General features: G+C 60.3%; 20 protein-coding genes. 13 read left to right on the top strand and 7 right to left on the bottom strand.

What is annotated here, in order from left to right; translation table 11 throughout:
* Window positions 1-5 precede the first annotated feature (5 nt).
* Complete coding sequence (locus J3P77_RS19360; protein ID WP_434678179.1) at window positions 6-953, bottom strand: LysR family transcriptional regulator; 948 nt, start codon at window positions 951-953, stop codon at window positions 6-8.
* Window positions 954-1,114: 161 nt separating this feature from the next.
* On the opposite strand from J3P77_RS19360, the gene J3P77_RS19355 reads away from it, so the two are divergent.
* The 3 genes from J3P77_RS19355 to ggt all read left to right on the top strand — a co-directional run bounded on the left by J3P77_RS19355 (window position 1,115) and on the right by ggt (window position 5,771).
* Window positions 1,115-2,641, top strand: coding sequence for a CoA-acylating methylmalonate-semialdehyde dehydrogenase (locus J3P77_RS19355; protein ID WP_434678178.1), 1,527 nt, complete (start codon window positions 1,115-1,117; stop codon window positions 2,639-2,641).
* Window positions 2,642-2,694: 53 nt separating this feature from the next.
* Window positions 2,695-3,582 (top strand): 3-hydroxyisobutyrate dehydrogenase, encoded by an 888-nt coding sequence (mmsB, locus tag J3P77_RS19350; RefSeq protein WP_434678177.1) that lies wholly within the window; start codon window positions 2,695-2,697, stop codon window positions 3,580-3,582.
* Window positions 3,583-4,043: 461 nt separating this feature from the next.
* Window positions 4,044-5,771, top strand: a complete 1,728-nt coding sequence (gene ggt, locus J3P77_RS19345) for a gamma-glutamyltransferase (RefSeq protein ID WP_434678176.1) — start codon at window positions 4,044-4,046, stop codon at window positions 5,769-5,771.
* Window positions 5,772-5,889: 118 nt separating this feature from the next.
* Here the strand turns inward: ggt and phnE are convergent, their stop codons facing one another.
* From phnE to J3P77_RS19325, 4 genes are read right to left on the bottom strand one after another with little or no spacing between them, the layout of a single operon-like run.
* Entirely contained in the window at window positions 5,890-6,657 is a 768-nt protein-coding gene (phnE, locus tag J3P77_RS19340; protein WP_434678175.1) for a phosphonate ABC transporter, permease protein PhnE, read from the bottom strand.
* Entirely contained in the window at window positions 6,654-7,481 is an 828-nt protein-coding gene (locus tag J3P77_RS19335) for a PhnE/PtxC family ABC transporter permease (protein ID WP_434678174.1), read from the bottom strand. The genes phnE and J3P77_RS19335 overlap by 4 nt, the downstream gene beginning before the upstream one ends.
* Window positions 7,475-8,272 (bottom strand): phosphonate ABC transporter ATP-binding protein, encoded by a 798-nt coding sequence (locus tag J3P77_RS19330; RefSeq protein ID WP_434678173.1) that lies wholly within the window; start codon window positions 8,270-8,272, stop codon window positions 7,475-7,477. Before J3P77_RS19330 ends, J3P77_RS19335 begins: the two co-directional genes overlap by 7 nt.
* On the bottom strand, window positions 8,269-9,120 hold the full coding sequence (locus J3P77_RS19325; protein WP_434678171.1) for a putative selenate ABC transporter substrate-binding protein: 852 nt from the start codon (window positions 9,118-9,120) through the stop codon (window positions 8,269-8,271). Before J3P77_RS19325 ends, J3P77_RS19330 begins: the two co-directional genes overlap by 4 nt.
* A gap of 504 nt (window positions 9,121-9,624) precedes the next feature.
* Between J3P77_RS19325 and selD the strand changes: the two genes are divergently transcribed.
* The 3 genes from selD (at window position 9,625) to J3P77_RS19310 (ending at window position 12,637) form a co-directional block, all read left to right on the top strand.
* Window positions 9,625-10,659 (top strand): selenide, water dikinase SelD, encoded by a 1,035-nt coding sequence (selD, locus tag J3P77_RS19320; protein WP_434678170.1) that lies wholly within the window; start codon window positions 9,625-9,627, stop codon window positions 10,657-10,659.
* Window positions 10,659-11,753, top strand: coding sequence for a tRNA 2-selenouridine(34) synthase MnmH (gene mnmH / locus J3P77_RS19315; protein ID WP_434678169.1), 1,095 nt, complete (start codon window positions 10,659-10,661; stop codon window positions 11,751-11,753). Before selD ends, mnmH begins: the two co-directional genes overlap by 1 nt.
* A 119-nt stretch (window positions 11,754-11,872) precedes the next feature.
* Window positions 11,873-12,637, top strand: coding sequence for a sulfite exporter TauE/SafE family protein (locus J3P77_RS19310; protein WP_434678167.1), 765 nt, complete (start codon window positions 11,873-11,875; stop codon window positions 12,635-12,637).
* On the opposite strand, the gene J3P77_RS19305 is transcribed toward J3P77_RS19310, so the two are convergent.
* Window positions 12,624-12,926: a putative quinol monooxygenase gene (locus tag J3P77_RS19305; RefSeq protein ID WP_434678166.1), complete on the bottom strand. Its 303-nt coding sequence runs from the start codon at window positions 12,924-12,926 to the stop codon at window positions 12,624-12,626. The two genes, J3P77_RS19310 and J3P77_RS19305, sit on opposite strands and share 14 nt — an antisense overlap.
* A gap of 196 nt (window positions 12,927-13,122) precedes the next feature.
* Here J3P77_RS19305 and J3P77_RS19300 point away from each other — a divergent pair, with 196 nt between their 5' ends.
* Together J3P77_RS19300 and J3P77_RS19295 are read left to right on the top strand one after the other, a co-directional pair.
* Window positions 13,123-13,707, top strand: coding sequence for an NAD(P)H-dependent oxidoreductase (locus tag J3P77_RS19300; RefSeq protein ID WP_434678165.1), 585 nt, complete (start codon window positions 13,123-13,125; stop codon window positions 13,705-13,707).
* A gap of 414 nt (window positions 13,708-14,121) precedes the next feature.
* Window positions 14,122-15,018: a LysR substrate-binding domain-containing protein gene (locus J3P77_RS19295; protein ID WP_434678164.1), complete on the top strand. Its 897-nt coding sequence runs from the start codon at window positions 14,122-14,124 to the stop codon at window positions 15,016-15,018.
* 56 nt (window positions 15,019-15,074) lie between these two features.
* On the opposite strand, the gene J3P77_RS19290 is transcribed toward J3P77_RS19295, so the two are convergent.
* Window positions 15,075-16,658, bottom strand: coding sequence for a peptide chain release factor 3 (locus J3P77_RS19290; RefSeq protein WP_434678163.1), 1,584 nt, complete (start codon window positions 16,656-16,658; stop codon window positions 15,075-15,077).
* 374 nt (window positions 16,659-17,032) lie between these two features.
* Between J3P77_RS19290 and J3P77_RS19285 the strand changes: the two genes are divergently transcribed.
* From J3P77_RS19285 to J3P77_RS19265, 5 genes are all read left to right on the top strand, one after another.
* The gene (locus J3P77_RS19285) at window positions 17,033-17,719 is read left to right on the top strand and encodes an ABC transporter permease (protein ID WP_434682075.1); all 687 of its coding nucleotides are present in this window, start codon (window positions 17,033-17,035) and stop codon (window positions 17,717-17,719) included.
* Between the two features lie 29 nt (window positions 17,720-17,748).
* Complete coding sequence (locus J3P77_RS19280) at window positions 17,749-18,642, top strand: glycine betaine ABC transporter substrate-binding protein (protein ID WP_434678162.1); 894 nt, start codon at window positions 17,749-17,751, stop codon at window positions 18,640-18,642.
* 13 nt (window positions 18,643-18,655) lie between these two features.
* The gene (locus tag J3P77_RS19275; protein ID WP_434678161.1) at window positions 18,656-19,309 is read left to right on the top strand and encodes an ABC transporter permease; all 654 of its coding nucleotides are present in this window, start codon (window positions 18,656-18,658) and stop codon (window positions 19,307-19,309) included.
* Window positions 19,306-20,472 (top strand): osmoprotectant ABC transporter ATP-binding protein OsmV, encoded by a 1,167-nt coding sequence (locus J3P77_RS19270; protein WP_434678160.1) that lies wholly within the window; start codon window positions 19,306-19,308, stop codon window positions 20,470-20,472. The genes J3P77_RS19275 and J3P77_RS19270 overlap by 4 nt, the downstream gene beginning before the upstream one ends.
* A 396-nt stretch (window positions 20,473-20,868) precedes the next feature.
* Window positions 20,869-23,241 carry a TonB-dependent siderophore receptor gene (locus J3P77_RS19265; protein ID WP_434678159.1) on the top strand — a complete coding sequence of 791 codons (2,373 nt, stop codon included), beginning with the start codon at window positions 20,869-20,871 and terminating at the stop codon, window positions 23,239-23,241.
* Window positions 23,242-23,591: the final 350 nt, after the last annotated feature.

Genomic DNA, 23,591 nt, shown 5'->3' with positions numbered 1-23,591 from the left:
CCCGGTCACTGCGCAAACCGCACCACGCCTGTTTCACCCAGCAACAGAGGACGATTCAGCTCGGCTACCTGGCGGATGTAGTCCCACAACAGGGTGATCCGCTTGAGCTTGCGCAGGTCTTCGCGGCAGTACATCCAGAACTGGCGTGTGATGTTCACTTCGGCTTCCAGTATCGGGATCAAGCGCGGGTCCTGAGCGGCGAGGAAGCAGGGCAGAATAGCCAGCGCCTGGCCTTGCAGCGCTGCGGTGTATTGGGCGATGACGCTGGTGCTGCGCAGTTGTGCCTGGGCACTTGGCAGCAGGTTGCTCAGGTACAGCAGCTCGGAACTGAACGCCAGGTCATCGACGTAACTGATGAAGGGGTGCTCCGCCAGGTCTTCCTTGCGCAGGATCGGCGGATGAGTGTCCAGATACTGCTGAGTCGCATACAAGCGCAGGTTGTAGTCACACAGTTTGCAGCACACGTAAGGTCCATGCTCCGGGCGCTCCAGCGCGATGACAATGTCCGCTTCGCGTTTGGAAAGGCTGATGAAATGCGGCAACGGCAGGATATCCACCGAAATGGTCGGATAGCTGTCGAGAAAGTGGCTGAGCTGCGGGGTAATGAAAAAACTGCCGAAGCCCTCGGTGCAGCCCATGCGAATATGCCCGGACAGCGCCACGCTGGAGCCGGAAACCTGCTCGCACGCCAGGTGCAGAGTGCTTTCGATGGATTCGGCGTAGCCCAGAAGACGCTGCCCTTCGGCGGTCATGATGAAGCCGTTGTTGCGTGACTTTTCGAACAGCAACGTGCCAAGCGAGGTCTCCAGCGAGTTGATCCGTCGGGACACTGTCGTGTAATCCACAGCCAGGCGCTTGGCGGCGCTGCTCACCTTGCGGGTGCGCGCCACCTCCAAGAAAAACTTCAGGTCATCCCAATTCAACAGGCCCAGGGATGTGATGTTTTTTTGCATGTTGAACCTGCTTTTATGTGCATTCTTGTTAGAAGTTTGCACATCTATACTCCATTGCACGCCCTTGACCAACCCCCTTGGCTCGACCGCGTGTGCGGGGTGTTCGCGCATGTGGCCGGGACCGCGACCGGGGTGGGTCCACACCCTGGAGAACGGTGGACATGAACGCCTTGCATAACAACAACGATACGGCTGTGGCTCGCGTAAAACTGCTGATTGATGGTGAAGCGGTCGAGTCGCAAACTCATGAATGGCACGACATCATCAACCCCGCGACTCAGCAGGTGCTGGCGCAAGTTCCTTTTGCCACCAGCGGGGAAGTCGAGGCCGCCGTAGCCGCCGCCCAGCGGGCATTTCCCGCCTGGCGTGAAACCCCCATTGGCGCGCGCATGCGCATCATGCTCAGGTTGCAGGCTCTGATCCGTGAACATAGCAAGCGCATCGCCGCGGTATTGAGCGCCGAACAGGGCAAGACGCTGGCCGACGCCGAGGGCGATATTTTCCGCGGCCTGGAAGTGGTGGAGCACGCCTGCTCTATCGGCACGCTGCAGATGGGCGAATTCGCGGAGAATGTGGCGAGCGGCGTCGATACCTACACGCTGCGTCAGCCGATTGGTGTCTGCGCCGGGATCACGCCTTTCAACTTCCCGGCAATGATTCCGCTGTGGATGTTTCCCATGGCCATCGCCTGCGGCAACACCTTTGTACTCAAACCTTCCGAGCAGGACCCCATGTCCACCATGCTGCTGGTAGAACTTGCCGTCGAGGCAGGCATTCCTCCCGGTGTGCTCAACGTCGTGCACGGCGGTCGGGAAGTGGTCGACGCGCTCTGCACCCACAAAGACATCAAGGCGATCTCCTTCGTGGGCTCGACAGCCGTGGGCACGCACGTCTACAACCTGGCCGGCCAGCATGGCAAGCGGGTGCAGGCGATGATGGGGGCGAAGAACCATGCCGTGGTGCTGCCCGATGCGCATCGCGAGCAGACGCTGAATGCGCTGGTCGGTGCCGGTTTCGGCGCTGCGGGACAACGCTGCATGGCGACGTCGGTCGTGGTGCTGGTCGGTGCGGCCAGGCAATGGCTGCCGGATCTGAAAGCACTGGCGCAGAAGCTCAAGGTGAATGCCGGCAGCGAGCCGGGCACCGATATCGGGCCGGTGATTTCCCGGCGCGCCAGACAGCGCATTATTGATCTGATCGACAGCGGCGTACGTGAAGGCGCGACGCTGGAACTCGACGGCCGTGACATCTGCGTGCCGGGTTACGAAGACGGTAACTTCATCGGCCCGACATTGTTCTCGGGCGTGACCACGGACATGCAGATCTACACGCAGGAAATTTTCGGCCCGGTCCTTCTGGTGCTGGAGGTCGACACGCTCGATCAGGCCATCGCGCTGGTCAATGCCAACCCGTTCGGTAACGGCACCGGGCTGTTCACCCAGAGCGGTGCGGCCGCGCGCAAATTCCAGAACGAGATCGACGTCGGGCAGGTGGGCATCAACATTCCGATTCCGGTGCCGGTGCCGTTCTTCAGCTTTACCGGTTCACGCGGATCGAAGCTTGGCGACCTCGGACCTTACGGCAAGCAGGTCGTGCAGTTCTATACCCAGACCAAGACCGTTACCAGCCGCTGGTTCGACGACGACAGCGTCAATCACGGCGTGAACACGACCATCAATTTGCGCTGAGGCCGGCTGTTCGAAGCCGCCACTGCCCAATACAGAGAATAGAGACCATCAACATGAAAATTGCATTTATCGGGCTGGGCAACATGGGCGCGCCGATGGCGCGTAACCTGATCAAGGCCGGGCATCACCTGCAATTGTTCGACCTTAATCAGGAGGTCATGACAGAGCTCGCCACGCTGGGCGGTCGCGTCAGTGAGTCGCCCAGACACGCTGCGCAAGGGAGCGAAATGGTCATCACCATGCTGCCTGCCGCTCAGCATGTGCGCAGCGTGTACCTGGGTGAAGAGGGCGTACTGGCAGGCATCAGCGAAGGCGTTCCGGCAGTGGATTGCAGCACCATCGATCCACAGACCATCCGGGACATCGCCGATCTGGCGGCAAGCAAAGGCGTGATGCTTGGCGATGCCCCGGTGTCAGGCGGCACCGGTGGCGCCCAGGCCGGAACACTGACCTTCATGGTCGGCGCTGCCACGGAGCATTTTGAGCAGCTCAAGTCGGTCCTCGCCCAGATGGGCCGCAACATCGTTCACTGCGGCGAAGTCGGCACCGGACAGATCGCCAAGATCTGCAACAACATGCTGTTGGCGATTTCCATGATCGGTGTGTCCGAAGCGATGGCGCTGGGCGATGCGCTGGGAATCGACACCAAAGTGTTGGCCGGGGTGATCAATACTTCGACCGGGCGCTGCTGGAGTTCAGAGACTTATAACCCCTGGCCCGGCATCGTCGAAACCGCACCCGCGTCGCGGGGTTATACCGGCGGCTTCGGCGCCGAACTGATGCTCAAGGATCTGGGGCTTGCCACCGACGCCGCACGCTCGGCTCGACAACCGGTGATCATGGGCGCGCTGGCGCATCAGCTGTACCAGACGATGAGCCTGCGAGGCGAAGGCGGCAAGGATTTTTCGGCGATTGTTGAAGGCTACCGCAAGAAACGGTAGCGCCTGGCCTCCTGCGGAATCGAGGCGCAACACAGACTGTGGGAGGCAGCTTGCTGGCGAAGACGTGTTTGAAGGTGACATGAGGTTTCGTCTGTACCGGCCTCTTCGCGAGCAAGCTCGCTCCCACAGGATCGCGGCATAACACAAAACTGGGGGAGGCAGCTTGCTGGCGAAGGCGTGTTTGAAGGCGACGTCAATGCTTCGTCTGTCCCGGCCTCTTCGCGAGCAAGCTCGCTCCCGCTGGATCGAGGCGTACGCGAGCTGTAGGAGCCAGCTTGCTGGCGAGGACGGGTCTGAAGGCGACGTCAATGCTTCGTCTGTCCCGGCCCCTTTCCTGACGCACCGGGAGTTTTGATGTCCACAGCCATTAGATAAACCGACCCGGACCCGCTACTTTGAATGGTGTTCGACAGTAGTCAGGCTGACGTCTCCCGACCCCTCACGAAAAAGAAGAGATCACCATGAAGTTCGAGCCTTTTGCTAGATCGCTCATCGCGACGGCATTCATTCTGATTCATCTCCCTGTGCAAGCAGCTTCACAAGCGCCTGTCGCCGCCGAAAACGGCATGGTCGTGACCGCGCAGCATCTGGCGACCCGTGTCGGCGTGGACGTACTCAAGGACGGCGGCAACGCAGTCGACGCCGCCGTTGCGGTCGGCTATGCGCTCGCCGTGGTGTATCCGGCGGCCGGTAACCTGGGCGGTGGCGGCTTCATGACGGTTCAACTCGCGGACGGTCGCAAGACGTTCCTCGATTTTCGCGAGAAAGCACCGCTGGCGGCCACGGCCGATATGTATCTGGACAAACAGGGCAACGTCGTCCCCGACCTCAGCTCCAAAGGGCATCTGGCCGTTGGAGTGCCAGGCACGGTATCCGGCATGGAAATGGCCCTGAGCAAATACGGCACGTTCAAGCGTCAGGACCTGATCGCGCCGGCGATCAAACTGGCGGAAGACGGCTTCGTGCTGGGCCAGGGCGACATTGATCTGCTGTCCAGCGCGACCGACGTGTTCAAGGCTGACATGGCCGACTCCGGCTCGATCTTCCTGCACCAGGGGCAGGCCATGCAGGTCGGGCAGAAGCTGGTGCAAAAGGACCTGGCCAAGACCCTGCGTGAAATTTCCGCCAAAGGCAGCGACGGCTTCTACAAAGGCTGGGTGGCCAAGGCGCTGGTGGATTCCAGCCAGGCCGGCAAGGGCATCATCACCCAGGCCGATCTGGACAAGTACAAGACCCGCGAGCTGGCGCCCATCGAGTGCGACTACCGCGGCTATCACGTGGTGTCGGCACCGCCGCCAAGCTCCGGCGGTGTGGTGATCTGCCAGATCCTCAACATCCTCGAAGGTTACCCGATGAAGGAGCTGGGTTTCCGCTCGGCTCAGGCGATGCATTACCAGATCGAAGCCATGCGCCACGCCTATGTGGATCGCAACAGCTATCTGGGCGACCCGGACTTCGTCAAGAATCCTGTCGACCATCTGCTTGATCGCGACTATGCCGGCAAGCTGCGCGCAGCCATTGACCCGCAGAAAGCCGGCGTCTCGAACGAGATCAAGCCGGGCGTCGCGCCGCATGAAGGCAACAACACCACGCATTACTCCATCGTCGACAAATGGGGCAACGCGGTGTCCGTGACTTATACCCTCAACGACTGGTTCGGTGCGGGCGTCATGGCGAGCAAGACCGGCGTGCTGCTCAACGACGAAATGGACGACTTCACGGTCAAGGTCGGTGTGCCCAATATGTACGGGCTGGTGCAGGGCGAAGCGAATGCCATTGCGCCCGGCAAGACGCCGCTGTCGTCCATGAGCCCGACCATCGTCACCAAAGATGGCAAGACCGTGATGGTGGTGGGCACACCGGGTGGCAGCCGGATTATCACCGCAACCTTGCTGACCATGCTCAACGTGATCGACTACGGCATGAACATTCAGGAGGCGGTCGATGCGCCACGCTTCCACCAGCAATGGCAGCCTGAAGAAACCAACATCGACACCTTCGCCATCAGCCCCGATACCCTGAAAATCCTGGAGAGCTGGGGCCACAAGTTTGCCGGGCCGCAGCCGCTGAACCATGTGGCGGCGATTCTGGTCGGCGCGCCTTCGCTGGGCGGCGAGCCAGTCGGCAAGAATCGTTTTTACGGTGCCAACGATCCACGTCGTAACACTGGGTTGTCTCTGGGGTACTGAGCGCGCAGCTGAAACTGCAAAGACGCCGCTATGCCTGATCCGGGCGTAGCGGCGTTTTTGTGTCTGGCGGTCACTTTCTTACCCACCGCTGACTCTACTTTCTCAGCCACCGCTGACTTCACTTTCTCACCCACCGCTGACGGCTCCACCCGCTCAGCGCGTCCACGGCAAATACCAGCACGAGCATCGCCAGAATGACCGTACTGGCCTGCGCTTCCTGAAACAGACTGAGGCTCATATAAAGCATCTGACCCAGGCCGCCTGCGCCGACGAAACCGAGGATGCTGGCCATGCGGATGTTGTTTTCCCAGCGATACAGGGTGTACGCCAGCAACTGCGGCCAAAGATCGGGCAGAGTGCCGTAGCAGAGCGCCTGCCAGGCACTTCCACCCTGCAGGCGAATCGCAGCGGCCGGTTCCGGTGGTGTGTTTTCCAGCGCCTCGGCAAACAGCCGACCGAGCACCCCCGTGGTGTGCAGCGCCAGCGCCAGTGTTCCGGCATTCGGCCCCAGCCCGGCGGCCAGCACCATCAGCACAGCCCAGACCAATTCGGGAATGGCGCGCAGGGCATTGAGCAACAGGCGACCCGCAATGCGCAGCGGCCAACCCAGACGACCGGCGGCGGGCAACGCCAGCAACAGGCCGAGGACAGCCGCCAGCAGGGTGCCCAGCGCCGACATCGCGAGGGTTTCGAGTGCGCCATGGCCGATGGCCAACAGATGCGCTTCGCTGAAATCGGGGCTCATGAAGCGCAGCGCGTATTTGCCCATTTGCGTGAGGCTGTCGGCGCTGCCGATAGTCAGCAGATCCAGTCCCAGGTAAATGAAAGAACCGAACACGGCGACAATGATTGCCAGTAACAGCAGCAGATTGCTCAGCCGTCTCACACGAACCTCCCGCGCAGCAAACGGCTGAGCTGATCGGCCAGCAACACCAGAATCAGGAAGGTCAGCAACATGCTCGCCACTTCCGCTCCGGCGAACATGCGCATCGACAGGTCGATCTGCTGGCCCAGCCCGCCCGCACCGACAAAGCCCATGACCACCGACGCGCGTACCGCGCATTCCCAGCGGTAGACGGTGTACGAAGTCAGCTCGGCGGCCGCGCTGGGCAGGGTGCCATAGATCAGCGCAGCCAGTCGGCCGCTGCCCGCCTGCAACAATGCATGGGCGGGGCGTTGATCCACCGACTCGAAGATTTCGGCGTAGACCTTGCCGAGCATCCCCGCGTAAGTGATTGCGATTGCCAGCACTCCGGCGGTAGGACCAAGCCCCACGGCACGAACGAACAGCAACGCCCAGACAATTTCCGGCACGCTGCGCAGGAAGATCAGCAGCCCGCGGGCGGGCCAGCGCAGACACTGCCCGAGCCAGCCGGGACGGCCGTTACGGGAAGCAGCCGACAGCGACAGCGCGCGGCTGGCCAATAGACTCGCCGGTACTGCCAGAGTCAACGCCAGAGCCATGCCCGCCGTGGCGATGGCCAGGGTCTGCAACGTGGCATCCAGCAACAGTGAGAGAAAATCGGCCGAATGCGCGGGCGGCCAAAAGTCGGCCAGAAAGCCACCCATGGACCGCGCGTTCTCGGGTTGGAAAAGCACCAGCGGATTCAGCTCCGCCAGCCTGATGCCCGGCCACAGCAGCAAGATCGCCAGTGCGCCGATCAACAGGCGCGGTCCGGCGGCAGGATCGCGGCGGTCACTGCTCAGCATCGCGGCGCCCAGGATTGAGCCGGGGTTTCGGCGGCGGGTCGTGGGCTGAACTGTTCGTTGGCGTACAGGGTGTCGAGATGCCGACCTTCGACGTCACTGGCGGCCAGGTCGAAATGAATTCGCCCGTCGCGAACGCCAATGATGCGCGGGAAGTGGGCGAGTGCCAGATCCACGGCATGCAGGCTGGCAATCAGCGTCACGTTCTGCTCGGTGGCGTGTCGGCACAGCAGTGCCAGCGTGTGATCGGCCAGACGCGGGTCCATGGCCGACACCGGTTCGTCGGCCAGCAGCAGCTCAGGCGCCTGATACAGCGCTCGGGCAATCCCGACGCGCTGCAGTTGGCCACCGGACAATTGCTGACAGCGCTCGAACAGTTTGTCGGCCAGATCCAGACGGGCAAGCACCGTGCGCGCACCGGGTACGTCCAGCGGATGGAGCAGGTTCAATAGACTTTTACCCAGGCCCCATTTCCCCAGCTTGCCGGCCAGCACCGCAGTCACCACGCGTTGACGCGGCGGCAGCGGCGGGGCTTGATGAATCAGGGCAATGCGACTGCGCAAGCGCTGGCGCTGGCGGCTCGACAACCGCCACGGGTTGCTCCCGAGCAGTTCCAGCTGACCCGCGCTAGGCGGCAGGGCACTGGCGAGCAGGTTCAGCAGCGTCGTCTTGCCGGCACCGGACGGGCCGATAATCGCTACCCGTTCGCCCCGTCCGATTTCCAGCTGCACGCCTTGCAGCGCCAGTGTTCCGTTGCTGTGGCGAAGGTCTATCCCGGATAGACGCAACGTCATTTCAGCAGGTCGGCGGCACGGGCAGCCTCTTCGATGCCCTTGTAGTTTTCAGGCTTGGTTTCGATGAAGCGGCTGGCCGCCTGCAAGTCCAGAATCGCCTTGTGCTCCGGGTTGGCCGGGTCAAGATCCAGGAACGCCTGCTTGATCTTCTGCGCCAGCGCCGGGTCGAGCGTGCCACGCACGGTCCAGTTGTAATCGAAGTAGGTTGGCGTGGTAGCGAATACCTTGACCTTGCCGGTGTCGACCTTACCGCTGGCCACCAGCTTGTCCCACACGCTGGCGTTGAGCACGCCTGCGTCGACCTTGCCGGCCTGCACCCAGGCAGCGGTGGCGTCATGAGCACCTGAATAGGCGACGCGGCTGAAGAAGGTTTCTGGCTTGATGTCTTCCTTGAGCATGAAATAGCGCGGCATCAGGCTGCCGGACGTCGATGAGACGGAGCCGAAAGCGAAGGTCTTGCCCTTGAGGTCGGCCAGCGACTTCACGCCCGGATCGGAGGTGATGAATTTGCTGGTGAATTTTGCGTCCTGCTCGCGCTGCACAAGCGGTTGGGCATTGCCGGTCTTGAGGTTGACCTGAACGAACGTGAAGCCGCCCAGCCAGGCCATGTCCAGACGGTCGGTTGCCAGTGCCTCGACCACTGCCGGGTAATCGGCCACCGGAACGAAATCGACCTTCATGCCCAGGCGTTGCTCCAGATAAGCGCCCAGCGGTTTGAACTTGCGCAGCAGTTCGGTAGGCGCTTCGTCGGGAATCGCCGACACGCGCAGGGTCTCGGCGGCGTGGCCAGTCAGTGCGGAAAAAGACAGGGCAAGGCCGGCGGCCAGCGCCAGGGTACGCTTGAGCATGGGAGTTCTCCGGTTCAATAGCGGAAAAAACGAAAGGGCAGAGCATCAGTCGACACTCTGCGGGAAGTGCGGGGATTATAAGAACCGCCGCCAGAAAGGCCAGCCATGAATGCCCCGCGATCTGGAGGCGACCAAGCTCCCTTCAAAAGGTCACGGCTTCGTAGGAGCCAGCTTGCTCGCGATCTGGCGCGCAGCGGCAGCAAACAGGTTCAGCAGATTAGTCAGCTACCGCGTCCAGCGCTCTCGCCAGCAAGCTGGCTCCTACAGGGCCACCACACGCCGCGGCTTTGTAGGAGCTAGCTTGCTCGCGATCTGGCGCGCAGCGGCAACAAACACGTTCAGCAGATTAGTCAGGCTACCGCGTCCAGCGCTCTCGCCAGCAAGCTGGTTCCTACAGTTCCCACATACGCCGCGACCTGGTGGGACTGTCCAGATGGTTTGCGCTACCACAACCACACCCCCTAGACTTCACTCCCTGTTTTCCAAGTGTCCGAGAGCGTTGCTATGAGCGAGCCGATCCGCCTGACCCAATACAGCCATGGTGCCGGTTGTGGCTGCAAGATTTCTCCCAAGGTGCTGGACGTAATCCTCGCCGGCAGCGGTGCGCAGCATCTGGACCCGAAGCTCTGGGTCGGCAACGCCTCTCGTGACGATGCGGCGGTGTACGCCCTCGACGATGAACGCGGCGTGGTCTCGACTACCGACTTCTTCATGCCTATCGTCGATGATCCTTTTGACTTCGGCCGCATCGCCGCTACCAACGCCATCAGCGACATTTATGCGATGGGCGGTGATCCGCTGATGGCCATCGCTATTCTCGGCTGGCCGGTGAACGTGCTGTCGCCCGAAGTCGCTCGTGAAGTGATTCGCGGTGGTCGTGCCGTTTGCGACGCCGCTGGCATCCCGCTGGCGGGCGGCCATTCCATTGATGCGCCCGAGCCGATCTTTGGCCTTGCGGTCACCGGCGTGGTGCAGAAAAAACACATGAAGCGCAACGACACCGCCACCGCAGGCTGCACTTTGTACCTGACCAAGCCATTGGGGATCGGCATCCTCACCACCGCCGAGAAAAAGGCCAGACTTCGCGACGGCGATATTGGTCTGGCCCGCGACTGGATGTGTACCTTGAACAAGCCCGGCAGCCGCTTCGGAAAACTGGAAGGCGTCGCCGCCATGACCGACGTGACCGGCTTTGGTCTGCTTGGGCATCTGGTTGAAATGGCGGATGGCGCAGGTCTGACCGCGCGTCTGGATTACGACGCAGTGCCGCGTCTGCCCGGCGTCGAGCACTACATCGCCGAGGGCTGCGTGCCTGGCGGGACGCTGCGCAACTTCGACAGTTACGGCGACAAGATCGCTGCGCTCAGCGATGCCCAGCGCGACTTGCTGTGTGACCCACAGACCAGCGGCGGCCTGCTGATTGCCGTCACTGCCCAAGGCGAAGCGGAATTCCTCGCAGTGGCCGCCGAACTGGGTCTGCAATTGAACCCGATCGGCACGCTGCTGGAGCGACAGAGCCACGCGGTTGAGGTGTTTTGATGACCCGCAACACCACCGACTACCGCTCACTGTTTCTGAACGATGTACCGATGATGGACGCCCGCGCCCCGGTGGAATTCTCCAAAGGCGCGTTCCCCGGCGTGATCAACCTGCCGCTGATGAACGACATCGAGCGGCAGAAGGTGGGTACCTGTTACAAGCAACACGGCCAGGAAGCCGCGATCAGGCTGGGGCATCAGTTGGTGTCCGGCCAGGTCAAGGCAGAGCGAATCGCTGCCTGGTCGGCATTCGCCAAAGCCAACCCCGATGGCTATCTGTATTGCTTTCGCGGCGGGCTGCGTTCGCACACCGTGCAGCAGTGGCTGAGGGACGCCGGTATCGACTACCCGTTGGTGACTGGCGGCTACAAGGCAATGCGCACTTTCCTGCTCGATACGCTGCATGCGGCGGTGGCCGAGTGCGATTTCGTGGTGCTGGGCGGCATGACCGGCACCGGCAAGACTGAAGTGCTGGCGCAGCTTCCCAATAGCCTGGATCTGGAAGGCATCGCCAATCACCGTGGATCGAGCTTCGGCAAGCGCGCGACAGGTCAGCCGGCGCAGATCGATTTCGAGAACCGTCTGGCCATCGATCTGCTTAAAAAGCGTGCGGCGGGGATCGAGCAAATCGTGCTGGAAGATGAAAGCCGTCTGGTGGGCAGCTGCAACGTGCCGCTGGAACTGCATCAAGGCATGCAGGGTTATCCGCTGGTGTGGCTGGAAGACAGCTTTGAAAACCGTGTCGAGCGCATCCTCAAAGATTACGTGGTGGACCTGTGCGCGGAATTCATCACCGTCAAAGGCGAAGAAACCGGCTTCGACCTGTTCAGCGAGCGCCTGCTGCAAAGCCTCAATAACATCCACAAACGTCTGGGCGGCGAGCGTCATCAGCGTCTGCTGGCTATCATGCAGACGGCGCTCGAAGAGCAGCGACGCAGCGGCGTCGTGGACTTGCATCGCGGCTGGATCGAAGGCTTGCTCGGCGAATACTACGACCCGATGTATGCCTATCAGCGTGAGCACAAGGCGTCGCGTATCGAGTTTGCCGGAACGCAGGCCGAGGTAGTCGCCTACCTGAAACGCAGGAAGCTGTAGGAGCGCGCTTGCCCGCGACCTCATAATGCCAAATTGATGAAGCTTCCCGCTGACGAATCGTAGTCGCGGGCAAGCGCGCTCCTACACTGCGCCACCCACATTTGCCTCAGGATGACGGCATGCATACGATTATCGACTTCTACCAGACCCTTGGCTGGGGCCTCTCGGCACTGGTGGTGTTCACCTTTCTGCTGGCGGGTACGGTCAAGGGCGTGATCGGCCTGGGCTTGCCGACGGTGGCAATGGGACTGCTGGGTCTGGCCATGTTGCCGGCGCAGGCTGCCGCGCTGCTGATCATCCCCTCTACGTTCACCAACGTCTGGCAGTTGGCAACAGGCGGGCACCTGCAAGCCTTGCTGAGACGTTTGTGGCCGATGCTCACGATGATCTTCTTCGGGACCTGTGCGGGTTCGCTCTGGTTGGGCATGAGTGGCGGCCACGGAATGACCCGTGCGTTGGGCGCAGCATTATTCATCTACGCCCTGAGCGGACTGTTCTTGCCAACGCTGAAAGTGCCTTCCAGCGCCGAACCCTGGCTTGGCCCGCTGTGCGGTCTGGTCACCGGGTTGATCACTTCGGCGACGGGCGTGTTCGTAATTCCGGCGGTGCCGTATCTGCAAGCACTGGGGCTTGAGCGCGATCAGCTGGTGCAGGCGCTCGGGTTGTCATTCACCGTTTCGACGCTGGCGCTGGCCCTGGGGCTGATGTGGAACGGCGCGCTGGGCGGTGGAGAGTTGGGCGCTTCGATGCTGGCGCTGATTCCGGCGCTGCTGGGCATGACGCTTGGCCAATGGCTGCGGCAGCGAATCAGCGCCGTGGTGTTCAAGCGCGTGTTCTTTATCGGGATGGGCGCGCTTGGATTACATCTGCTTATCGCGGGCTGATCGGTTCGACACGATGGAATTCGAAGTCGCGGGCCAGATATTCCATGCGCTTCCCGGCGAATTCGGTCATGTGCGGCAATGCCGAATGCACGTCCAGATGGGCCTGGGATTCCCAGATCTCATAAAAGATGAACAGGCTCGGGTCCTGCCGATCACGCAGCATGTGGTACTCGATGCAACCTGGCTCCAGCCGGCTCGCTGCAACGTGTGAGCCGAAGAATGCTTCGAACTCGGCGGATTTTTCCGGGCGCGTGTAAGCGTGGATGATGAAAGCTTGCTGTTCGCTCATGAGTCAGACCTCGATGGAAATTGATGGTCATTCTAAGTCAACAATAGGTGCTGGATTCGTGATCATTGAGCAAATCTGATTTGCTGCACCTGTTCTTTTTCATAAGCACCTCTCTGCTTATTCTGCACGCCATCAATTCATGACCTTCGCCCCCACTTCCGCAAAGTGTCCCGGGGCGAAATTCGAGAGGTTTGCAATGAAAAAGGTACTGTTTCTCAACGGCGGCAAACAATTCGCCCACTCTGATGGCCGCTATAACGCGACCTTGCATGAGGCAGGCGTGGCGTTTCTGGATCACTCGGGTTTCGATGTGAAGGAAACCTTCATCGACGGCGGTTACGACGTTGCCGAGGAAGTGCAGAAGTTTCTGTGGGCCGACGTCATCATCTGGCAAATGCCCGGCTGGTGGATGGGCGCGCCGTGGACCGTGAAGAAATACATCGACGAGGTCTTCACTGAAGGCCACGGCAGCCTGTACGCCAACGACGGTCGCACTCGCTCCGACGCATCGCAGAAATACGGCAGCGGTGGCTTGCTGCACGGCAAGCAATACATGATTTCCGCTACCTGGAATGCGCCACAACAGGCGTTCGACGCCCCGACTGATTTCTTTGAAGCCAAGGGCGTGGACGCGGTGTACTTCCCGTTTCATAAGGCCAATCAGTTCCTGGGCATGACCGGCCTGCCGACATTCCTGGCCGTCGACGTGATGAAAGTGCCGAACATCGAGAATGATGTGAAGCGTTACGAAGCGCATCTAGCGAAGGTGTTCGCAGTCTGAAGGCACCTCCATGCGCAGGAGCGCGCTTGCCCGCGACGAGGCCGTAATAGTCCACAGATTTGTGTTGCCAGAAAATACGTAATCGCGGGCAAGCGCGCTCCTACAGCTGGACGTAATAGCCAGATCCGATATCTAACGCGGTTGTTTCGCAGGAGCGCGCTTGCCCGCGACGAGGCCGTAATAGTCCACAGATTTGTGTTGCCAGAAAATACGTAATCGCGGGCAAGCGCGCTCCTACAGCTGGACGTAATAGCCAGATCCGATATCTAACGCGGTTGTTTCGTAGGAGCGCGCTTGCCCGCGACGAGGCCGTAATAGTCCACAGATCTGTGTTGCCAGAAAATACGTGGTCGCGGGCAAGCGCGCTCCTGCTGTTGGACGTAAGATCCCCTGAGTTTTGAGCAGGGGGTAACCGTGAAAGCCAGATCCGATGAGTTGCAGGTGTTCGTTTCGGTCATTGAAAGCGGCTCGATTTCCGCCGCGGCGGAGAAAATGGGGCAGACGCCTTCGGGGATCAGCCGGACGTTGTCCCGCCTTGAAGCCAAGCTGGAAACCACGCTGATCAACCGCACCACGCGGCGCATGGATCTGACCGAGGAGGGCAAGTTTTTTCTGGAGCGTTCCCGCCAGATACTTGAGCAGATGGAAAGCCTCGAAGAACACCTGTCTTCCTCCCGCCAGACCCCGGCGGGGCGTTTGCGTATCAATGCCGCTTCGCCCTTCATGCTGCATTCGGTGGTGCCGCACGTTGCAGAGTTTCGCCGGTTGTATCCGGATATCCAGCTTGAACTCAACAGCGACGACTGGTTCATCGATCTGCTGGAAAAAAGTACCGATATCGCCATCCGCCTGGGCGCGCTGCCCGATTCAACCTTGCACGCGCGCTATCTGGGCAGCTGCACGTTGAATATCGTCGCCAGCCCCGCTTACCTGCAACGTCATGGCACGCCGACAACCGTGGAAGATCTGTCGCGCCACACGTTGCTGGGCTTCACCCAGGTTGAAGTGCTCAACCACTGGCCGTTGCGCCATGCCGAAGGTGACCGGCTGGTGATAGAGCCGACACTGTCGGCATCGAGCGGCGATACCTTGCGGCATCTGGCGCTGGCGGGGGAGGGGATTGCCTGTCTGTCGCACTTCATGACCCATGAGGACATACGCGACGGGCAGCTGGTGAACCTGTTGACGCAAGCCAACAGCGGCTATCGTCAGCCGATCAATGCGGTGTACTACCGCAACTCGCAGCTGGCGTTGAGGATTCAGTGCTTTCTGGATTTCATGCAGGAAAAGCTCAAGCAATACGCACACTGATTGGCAACGCGTAGCGTCCCTGCATGGGGTGCAGGGACGCTTGCCGGATCAATCGATCAATGGTGCTCGCGGGTAGCGCGGAATTTCACGTCCGGCCAGCGCTCTTCCATCAACGACAGGTTGACCCGCGTCGGAGCGAGGTAGGTCAGGTGGCCGCCGCCGTCCAGCGCCAGGTTTTCCGCGGCCTTGTTCTCAAACTCTTCGAGTTTCTTTTTGTCGGCGCAATCGATCCAGCGGGCAGACCACACGGTAATCGGCTCGTAGGCGCACTCGACCTTGTATTCCTCTTTCAGGCGGCTGGCGACCACATCGAACTGCAGCACGCCGACCGCGCCCAGAATGATATCGTTGCTGCGCTGCGGGAAGAACACCTGAGTGGCGCCTTCTTCTGCCAGTTGCTGCAAGCCCTGACGCAATTGCTTGGACTTGAGCGGGTCCTTCAGGCGCACGCGGCGAAACAGCTCGGGCGCGAAGTGCGGAATGCCGGTGAAGCCCAGGCTTTCGCCTTCGGTGAAGGTGTCGCCGATCTGGATGGTGCCGTGGTTGTGCAGGCCGATGATGTCGCCCGCGTAGGCCTCTTCCAGTTGCTCGCGCTCCGAGGAGAAGAACGTCAATGCATCACCGATCCGCACGTCCTTGCCCAGGCGCACATGGCGCATCTTCATGCCCTTATCGTAGCGGCCCGAGCAGATGCGCATGAACGCAATGCGGTCGCGGTGCTTGGGGTCCATGTTCGCCTGGATCTTGAACACGAAGCCGCTGAATTTCTCTTCCTGCGGCTCGACGCTGCGCTCGTTGGCGACGCGTGGCAACGGCTTCGGTGCCCAGTCCACGACTGCGTCGAGCACGTGGTCGACGCCGAAGTTGCCCAGCGCGGTGCCAAAGAACACCGGAGTCAGCTGGCCGTCGATGAATTCCTGCTGGTTGAATTCGTGGCACGCGCCCTGAACCAGTTCGAGCTGTTCGACGAACCGGTCGTACTCATCGCCCAGATGAGCGCGCGCTTCGTCGGAGTCCAGATTCTGGATGATCTTGGTTTCAGTGCGCTCATGACCATGGCCGGCGGTGTAGACGATGATGTAGTCATCCGCCAGATGGTAGACGCCCTTGAAATCGCGGTAGCAGCCAATCGGCCAGGTGATCGGCGCGGCCTTGATCTTCAGGACGGCTTCGATCTCATCCAGCAGCTCGATCGGGTCGCGGATGTCACGGTCGAGCTTGTTGATGAAGCTGACGATCGGCGTGTCGCGCAGACGGCAGACGTCCATCAGGGCGATGGTACGTGGCTCGACGCCCTTGCCGCCGTCCAGAACCATCAGCGCCGAGTCGACAGCCGTCAGGGTGCGATAGGTGTCTTCCGAGAAGTCTTCGTGACCCGGGGTGTCGAGCAGATTGATCATGTGCTCGCGATACGGGAACTGCATCACCGAGGTGGTGATGGAGATGCCGCGCTGTTTCTCCATCTCCATCCAGTCGGATGTAGCGTGACGATCGGACTTGCGGGACTTGACCGTACCTGCGACAGAGATAGCCTTGCCCATCAGCAAGAGCTTTTCCGTGATGGTGGTTTTACCGGCGTCCGGGTGGGAAATGATGGCGAAAGTGCGGCGTTTCGCGACTTCGGCGGCCTGTTGGGTCATGGGAAATCGCCTGAAAGAGAGTCAAAAAAAGGGCGCAGATTATAGCTCAACTCCGGGCAATAACCGAACCGTTCAGTCGACCAAGGGTGGCCAGATGCTTTCTCGCATGGGAACCTTTCTGGTTGTGGAGACGTCCACTCCCCTGCATCAGCCAGCGCGCGGCTGATCTCAAGGGCTGAAAAATCAGCTGGTTAGCTTGACGAAGCTGCGCTCATGGCTCGTGTTCTCGCCGAGGTTCATCCCTTACCGGCGCCCCACCTGCTGCTCTTCGCGAACGCCTTGGCCGGCCTCCCGTATGGGTTGCCGGATCGACATATTGTTCGCCGACTGAAATAAGGAGTCCGCCCGTGGCTAATCGCTATGGCAAGGGGCTGATGGGGGGTGCGATCACGATCGTACTCCTGGCCCTGCTGGTCCACTGGATCGGCATCGATACAATTGAACGCTACAAAGAAGATCTACTGTTCTATCTGCAAGCTCATCTGGTTCTGGTTCTGGTTTCAATGCTGGCGGCCCTTGTGGTCGGGGTTCCAGCGGGCATTGCCCTTAGCCGGCCAGGCATGGTCGGCCGCGCAGAACGCTTCATGCAGATATTCAACATCGGCAACACCGTTCCTCCCCTCGCCGTGCTGGCCATCGCTCTCGGAATTCTCGGGATCGGCAGTGGCCCCGCCATCTTCGCCCTGTTCCTCGCTTCGCTGTTGCCCATCGTGCGCAACACCTACGAAGGCCTGAAAAATGTCCAGGGCTCACTCAAGGAAGCCGCCACCGGCATCGGCATGACGCCGCGCCAGGTTTTGCTGCGTGTCGAATTGCCCAATGCCGTGCCGATCATCATCGGCGGTGTGCGCGTTGCACTGGCAATCAACGTCGGCACCGCGCCGCTGGCCTTCCTGATCGGCGCCAACAGCCTTGGCAGCCTGATCTTCCCCGGCATCGCGCTGAATAACCAGCCGCAACTGTTGCTGGGTGCGGCGTGTACCGCGCTGCTCGCGTTGTTGCTCGATGGACTGGTCACCCTGTTCAGCCGCATCTGGCTGGAACGCGGCCTGAGTCGCTGAGAGTGATTCGCTGAGAGAAAGGAATGTTCATGAAAAAGATATGCATGCTTCTGGGCCTTGCCCTGTTGTTTCCGCTGTTTGCTCAGGCTGCGGAAAAGCCCCTGTTGCGCATCGGCGCCAGGGTGTTCACCGAGCAGACCATGCTCGCCGAACTGACCGCCCAATACCTGCGCACCAAGAACTATGACGTGCAGATTACCGGCGGCCTGGGCAGCAACCTGGCGCGCAGCGCTCACGAAACCGGTCAGCTGGACCTGTTGTGGGAATACACCGGCGTTTCACTGGTGGCCTACAACCACATCGACGAGAAACTCGACAGCGCGCAGACCTACGCACGGGTCAAGGAATTGGACGCGAAAAAGGGCCTGGTCTGGCTGTCGCCGTCGAAATTCAACAATACCTACGCGCTGGCGCTGCCCAAGAACGTCGCCGATGAGTATCCGCACATCAACACCATGAGCGACCTGACCAAGGTGCTCAAGGACGAAGCCAAACAGAATCATCTCGTTGCGCTGGATACCGAGTTCGCCAACCGTTCCGACGGGCTGATCGGCCTGGTCAAGCATTACGACATGAATCTGGGCCGCGAGAATACCCGGCAGATGGACGCCGGTCTGGTCTACACCGCACTGCGCAACGGCCAGGTTTTCGCCGGGCTGGTCTACACCACCGACGGGCGCCTCAATGCGTTCAAGCTCAAGGTACTGCAGGACGACAAGCATTACTTCCCGGACTACACCGCAGCTCCGGTGATTCGCAAGGACTATCTGGACAAGCATCCGGATCTCGCCACGTTGCTCAAGCCGCTGGCCGATCTGCTGGACAACCAGACCATGATCGATCTCAACGCGCGAGTCGACGTCGACCACGAAAGCCCGTCCACCGTTGCCGCGGATTTCCTGCGCCAGCATCCCCTGAATTAAGGAAGGAGACGATATGAGTTTCTTGAGCGCCTTCTCCCATCTGGACTGGGCTCAGGTCATGCAACTGACCTGGCAGCACATCACACTGGTCGGAATCGCCGTTACCCTGGCGATTGCCGTTGGCGTGCCGCTGGGGGTGTTGATGACCCGCTTTCCCGCCCTGGCCGGCCCGTTGCAGGCCAGCGCCACTGTGCTGCTGACCGTGCCGTCGATTGCCCTGTTCGGGCTGCTGCTGCCGTTCTACTCGAAATTTGGGCAGGGCCTTGGCCCGATGCCGGCCATTACGGCCGTGTTTCTTTATTCCCTGTTGCCCATCATGCGCAACACCTACCTGGCTCTGACCGGCGTAGAGCCGGGCATTCGCGAAGCCGCCAAGGGCATCGGCATGACCTTCGGCCAGCGCCTGCGCATGGTCGAACTGCCGATCGCCGTGCCAGTGATCCTCGCCGGTGTACGTACCGCCGTGGTCATGAATATCGGCGTCATGACCATTGCCGCGACCATCGGCGCCGGTGGTCTGGGTGTACTCATTCTCGCTTCAATCAGCCGCAGCGATATGTCGATGCTGATCGTCGGCGCGGTGCTGGTCAGCATTCTGGCCATCGTCGCTGACCTTCTCCTGCAATGGCTGCAACGCACGCTGACTCCAAAAGGACTCCTGAAATGATCGAACTCCAGAACCTCTCCAAGACTTTCCAGAGCAACGGCAAAGAAGTGAAGGCTGTCGATTCGGTCAGCCTTACCGTCAATGAAGGCGAGATCTGCGTCTTCCTGGGCCCTTCGGGCTGCGGTAAAAGCACCACGCTCAAGATGATCAACCGCCTGATCGTGCCGACGTCCGGCAAGATCCTGATCAATGGCGAAGACACCACCGACCTGGACGAAGTGACGTTGCGTCGCAACATCGGCTATGTGATTCAGCAGATCGGTCTGTTCCCGAACATGACTATCGAAGAGAACATTGTGGTCGTGCCCAAACTGCTCGGCTGGGACAAGCAGCGCTGTCACGACCGGGCTCGCGAACTGATGAGCATGATCAAGCTTGAGCCCAAGCAGTATCTGCATCGCTACCCGCGTGAACTGTCCGGCGGACAGCAACAGCGGATCGGCGTAATCCGCGCGTTGGCGGCCGACGCGCCGTTGCTGCTGATGGATGAACCGTTCGGCGCGGTCGACCCGATCAACCGCGAGATGATCCAGAACGAGTTTTTCGAGATGCAGCGCGCGCTGAACAAGACCGTGATCATGGTCAGCCACGACATTGACGAAGCCCTCAAACTGGGCGACAAGATCGCCATTTTCCGTGGCGGCAAGCTGCTGCAGATTGACCACCCGGACACGCTGCTGGCGCATCCGGTGGACGACTTCGTCAGCAACTTCGTCGGCCAGGACAGCACCCTCAAACGCCTGCTGCTGGTCAAGGCCGAAGACGCCGCCGACAACGCACCTTCCGTCAGCCCGGAAACCCCGGTCGCGGACGCGCTGGAAGTCATGGACGAAAACGACCGCCGCTACATTGTGGTGACCGATGCAGAGAACAAGGCGCTGGGCTACGTGCGCCGCCGTGACCTGCACCGTCAGCAGGGCAGCTGCGCTCAATTTCTTCAGGAATTCAACGCCACTGCGGTCCACGACGAAAACCTGCGCATCCTGTTGTCGCGCATGTACGAGTTCAACCGCTCGTGGCTGCCCGTGCTGGATGCGGAGAAAGTGTTCCTGGGCGAAGTGACGCAAGAATCCATCGCGGCCTACCTGAGCTCCGGCCGCTCGCGCGGCATGAAGACCACGATCGTGTCACCGGCTGAATTGGCGGCTGAAGGGCAGAGCTGAGGCCACTGTAGGAGCGGGCTTGTCCGCGAACGATGCGTCGTCCTGGGCATACCGCGTCGATTTATTCGCGTACAAGTCCGCTCCCACCAGTTTTGCGCCGAACCTGTAGGCGCGGACTTGTCCGCGAAGAAAGGTCTACAGCCAATACACCTGCTGTGAATGTCCTGATCCTTGCTCGCAAACTCCCTTCCCGCTCGACGACCTCGACACCAAAATGCAGTTCGGGCCGCCTAAAGATTTTTTAGCAACTGAGAATTGTTAGTGTTTACATTATTTTCACATTTCACTAGCATGCGGGGCTTATGCGTACACACGTGTCAGACGTTTCGTACGGTAGATAAGTACCTGTCCGACCAGCAGTTGCGCGTTCTTTAATACCTCATCTGGAATCCGACGATGTCTCGTCCTGCTCTGCATGCACTGACTGCCGCATTGGCACTTGGCTTTTCCGCCTCGCTGCTGGCCGCCCCGGTCCGCGTTGATTTGCCCGCTCAGCCTCTGAGCACTTCCCTCACACAGTTGGGACAGCTTAGTGGCATGCAAGTGATCTTCGACACGCAGTCGGTTTCCGGTAAACAGGCACCGACGGTCCGTGGCGACCTGGAGCCAGCGCAAGCGCTGCAACGCCTGCTCGCAGGCAGCGGCCTGACCGCCAGCGTGGAAGGCAACTCCGCGCGCATCATTGCCCCGAGCCAGGGCGCCATTGCGCTGGACGGCGTGAACATCAACGCCGATGCAAGCCTTGTCGGCGCGGCGAGCACCGAAGGCACTAATTCCTACACCACCGGTTCGATGAACACCGCAACCAAGTTGCCGTTGTCGATTCGTGAAACGCCGCAGTCGGTGAGCGTCGTGACTCGTCAGCGGATCGAAGACCAGGGCATGAACGACCTCAATGACGTGGTCAAGTACGCTCCAGGCGTGACGTTGCGTAAGTTTGGTGGTGACCGTCAGCAGTTCGATGCACGCGGCTTCACCATCGACAACATCATGTACGACGGCCTGCCCACCAGCGTAGGTACGTTCACCCAGGACACCCTCGCCGAAGCCGATCTGGCCATGTACGACCGCGTGGAAGTGGTCCGCGGCGCAACCGGTTTGATGACCGGTGCCGGCAGCCCGTCCGCGACGCTGAACCTGGTACGCAAGCGTCCTACCGCCACTCCACAGGTCAGCATTACCACTAGCGCCGGTAGCTGGGATCGCTATCGCACCGAAGTGGATGCTTCCAACAAGCTCAATGATTCGGGCACGCTGCGTGGTCGCGTCGTGGCTGCCTACCAGGACGGCAATAGCTTTATCGACGAGCGCGATAAACAGCGTCAGACTTTTTACGGAATCCTCGAAGCCGATCTAAATGATTCGACGACCTGGACCATCGGCGCCTCCAAGCAACGCGACGATGCGACTTCCGATTGGGGCAGCTTGCCTTCCGGGCCTAACGGGGAAGATCTGCATCTTTCGCGATCGACCTTTCTGAGTAATGACTGGGCGTATTGGGATCGGGACACCGTCAGTGCGTTCACAGACGTCACACACCGTTTCGACAATGGCTGGACTGGCAAGGTGTCGGCTTCGCGGATGTGGGCCGAGTCCAACACCTTTTCCAGTTACCTCAACGCAGGCGGCCCTACTGGCTTTACCCAGTCCAGCGGTCAGTACGACACTACGGACACTCAGACCAATCTTGACGGTTCGTTGTCGGGTCCGTTCCAGCTGTTCGGACGCGAGCATGAGCTCAGCGTCGGTGTCAGCCGTCGGCAAGAAAAATTCAACCAACAGGGCGGTTGGTGGGCGGCCGCGACCCCTGTGGATATCTACAACTTCAATCACAGCGCAATTCCAAAGCCGTCGCGGGATGACCGCCAGCCTTACCAGAGTAAGAACACTGCCACCGAGGAGGGTGTTTACGCAGTGGCCCGCTTCAACCCAATCGATCCGCTGCACGTGATCCTCGGTAGCCGGGTGAGCTGGTACGACTATGACAACCAGAGTGGCGACGGCGATTATAAAGTCACCCGTGAAGTGACTCCGTACGCAGGTGTTATCTACGACCTGAACGATACCTACTCGGTTTACGCTAGTTACACAGAGATCTTCAAACCACAGAGCGCGCAAAACGTTGGTGGCTCGATCCTCGACCCGATGACCGGCGAAAGCTACGAAATCGGTATCAAAGGTGAATACTTTGACGGCGGGTTGAACGCTTCCGTAGCACTGTTTGACATGACTCAGCAGAATCGCGCTTATTCGATCGAGCCTCAGCCAGTTGTGTGCCGGAATCAAAACCGTACCTGTTCGGAAGCCGCTGGCGAAGTCCGCAGCCGCGGTATCGACACTGAGATCAGTGGTTCTCTGACTCCGAACTGGCAGTTTTCTGCAGCCTACACCTACGTCTTGAGCGAGTACGTTAAGGATGCGATTCAGAGCAATGAGGGGAAACTGTTCGCACCGGAACAACCCAAGCACCTGTTCAAGTCTGCAACCAGCTACCAGTTGCAAGGCGACCTGAGCAAGTGGCGTATTGGTGCGGACGTGTTCGCCCAGAGCGAAACGTACAAGCGTGTTGGCACCGGGCACTCTACCCAAGACGAATACGCTGTAGTAGGTCTGATGGCCGGTTACAAGTTCGACGAGCACTGGGATGGTCGCGTCAACTTCAACAACGTGTTCGATACCAAGTACTGGCAGGGTATTCCTAACAGCTCCGGTACCGGCGTCTACGGCGACCCGCGTAACGTGATGTTTTCGCTCAAGTGGACGTTGTGATATAGCCCGGGCTTGAACCTGTGGAGGGAGCTTGCTCGCGACGGGAACGACGCGGGTCGTCAAAGACACCGCTTCATCGTTCGTTGCCAGCAAGCTGCCTCCCACGACGATTGCGTCCAGATGGTGAGCGGACAAGTCCGCTCCCACAGATCTGGTCCTTGCAGCACCGACAACACCCTGGTTTTCCAGGGTGTTGTCGTGTCCGGGCCTCACAAATCCTTGGCCTGCTCGTCGGTTGGACGGTGATCCGAGGAACATCGGTCTGTCATGTGGGTCGGTTACACAAGTGGGTGTAAAGGACTGCAGGAGTGTTGCGTACAAAAACGCGACATTTTTAGTTGATCTCAAGC

Origin of the sequence: Pseudomonas sp. R1-18, from assembly GCF_051132095.1 — a bacterium.
Classification (GTDB): Bacteria; Pseudomonadota; Gammaproteobacteria; order Pseudomonadales; family Pseudomonadaceae; genus Aquipseudomonas.
The sequence above is the reverse complement of the archived record's forward strand: the minus strand, read 5'-3'. Positions and strand labels throughout refer to the sequence as shown.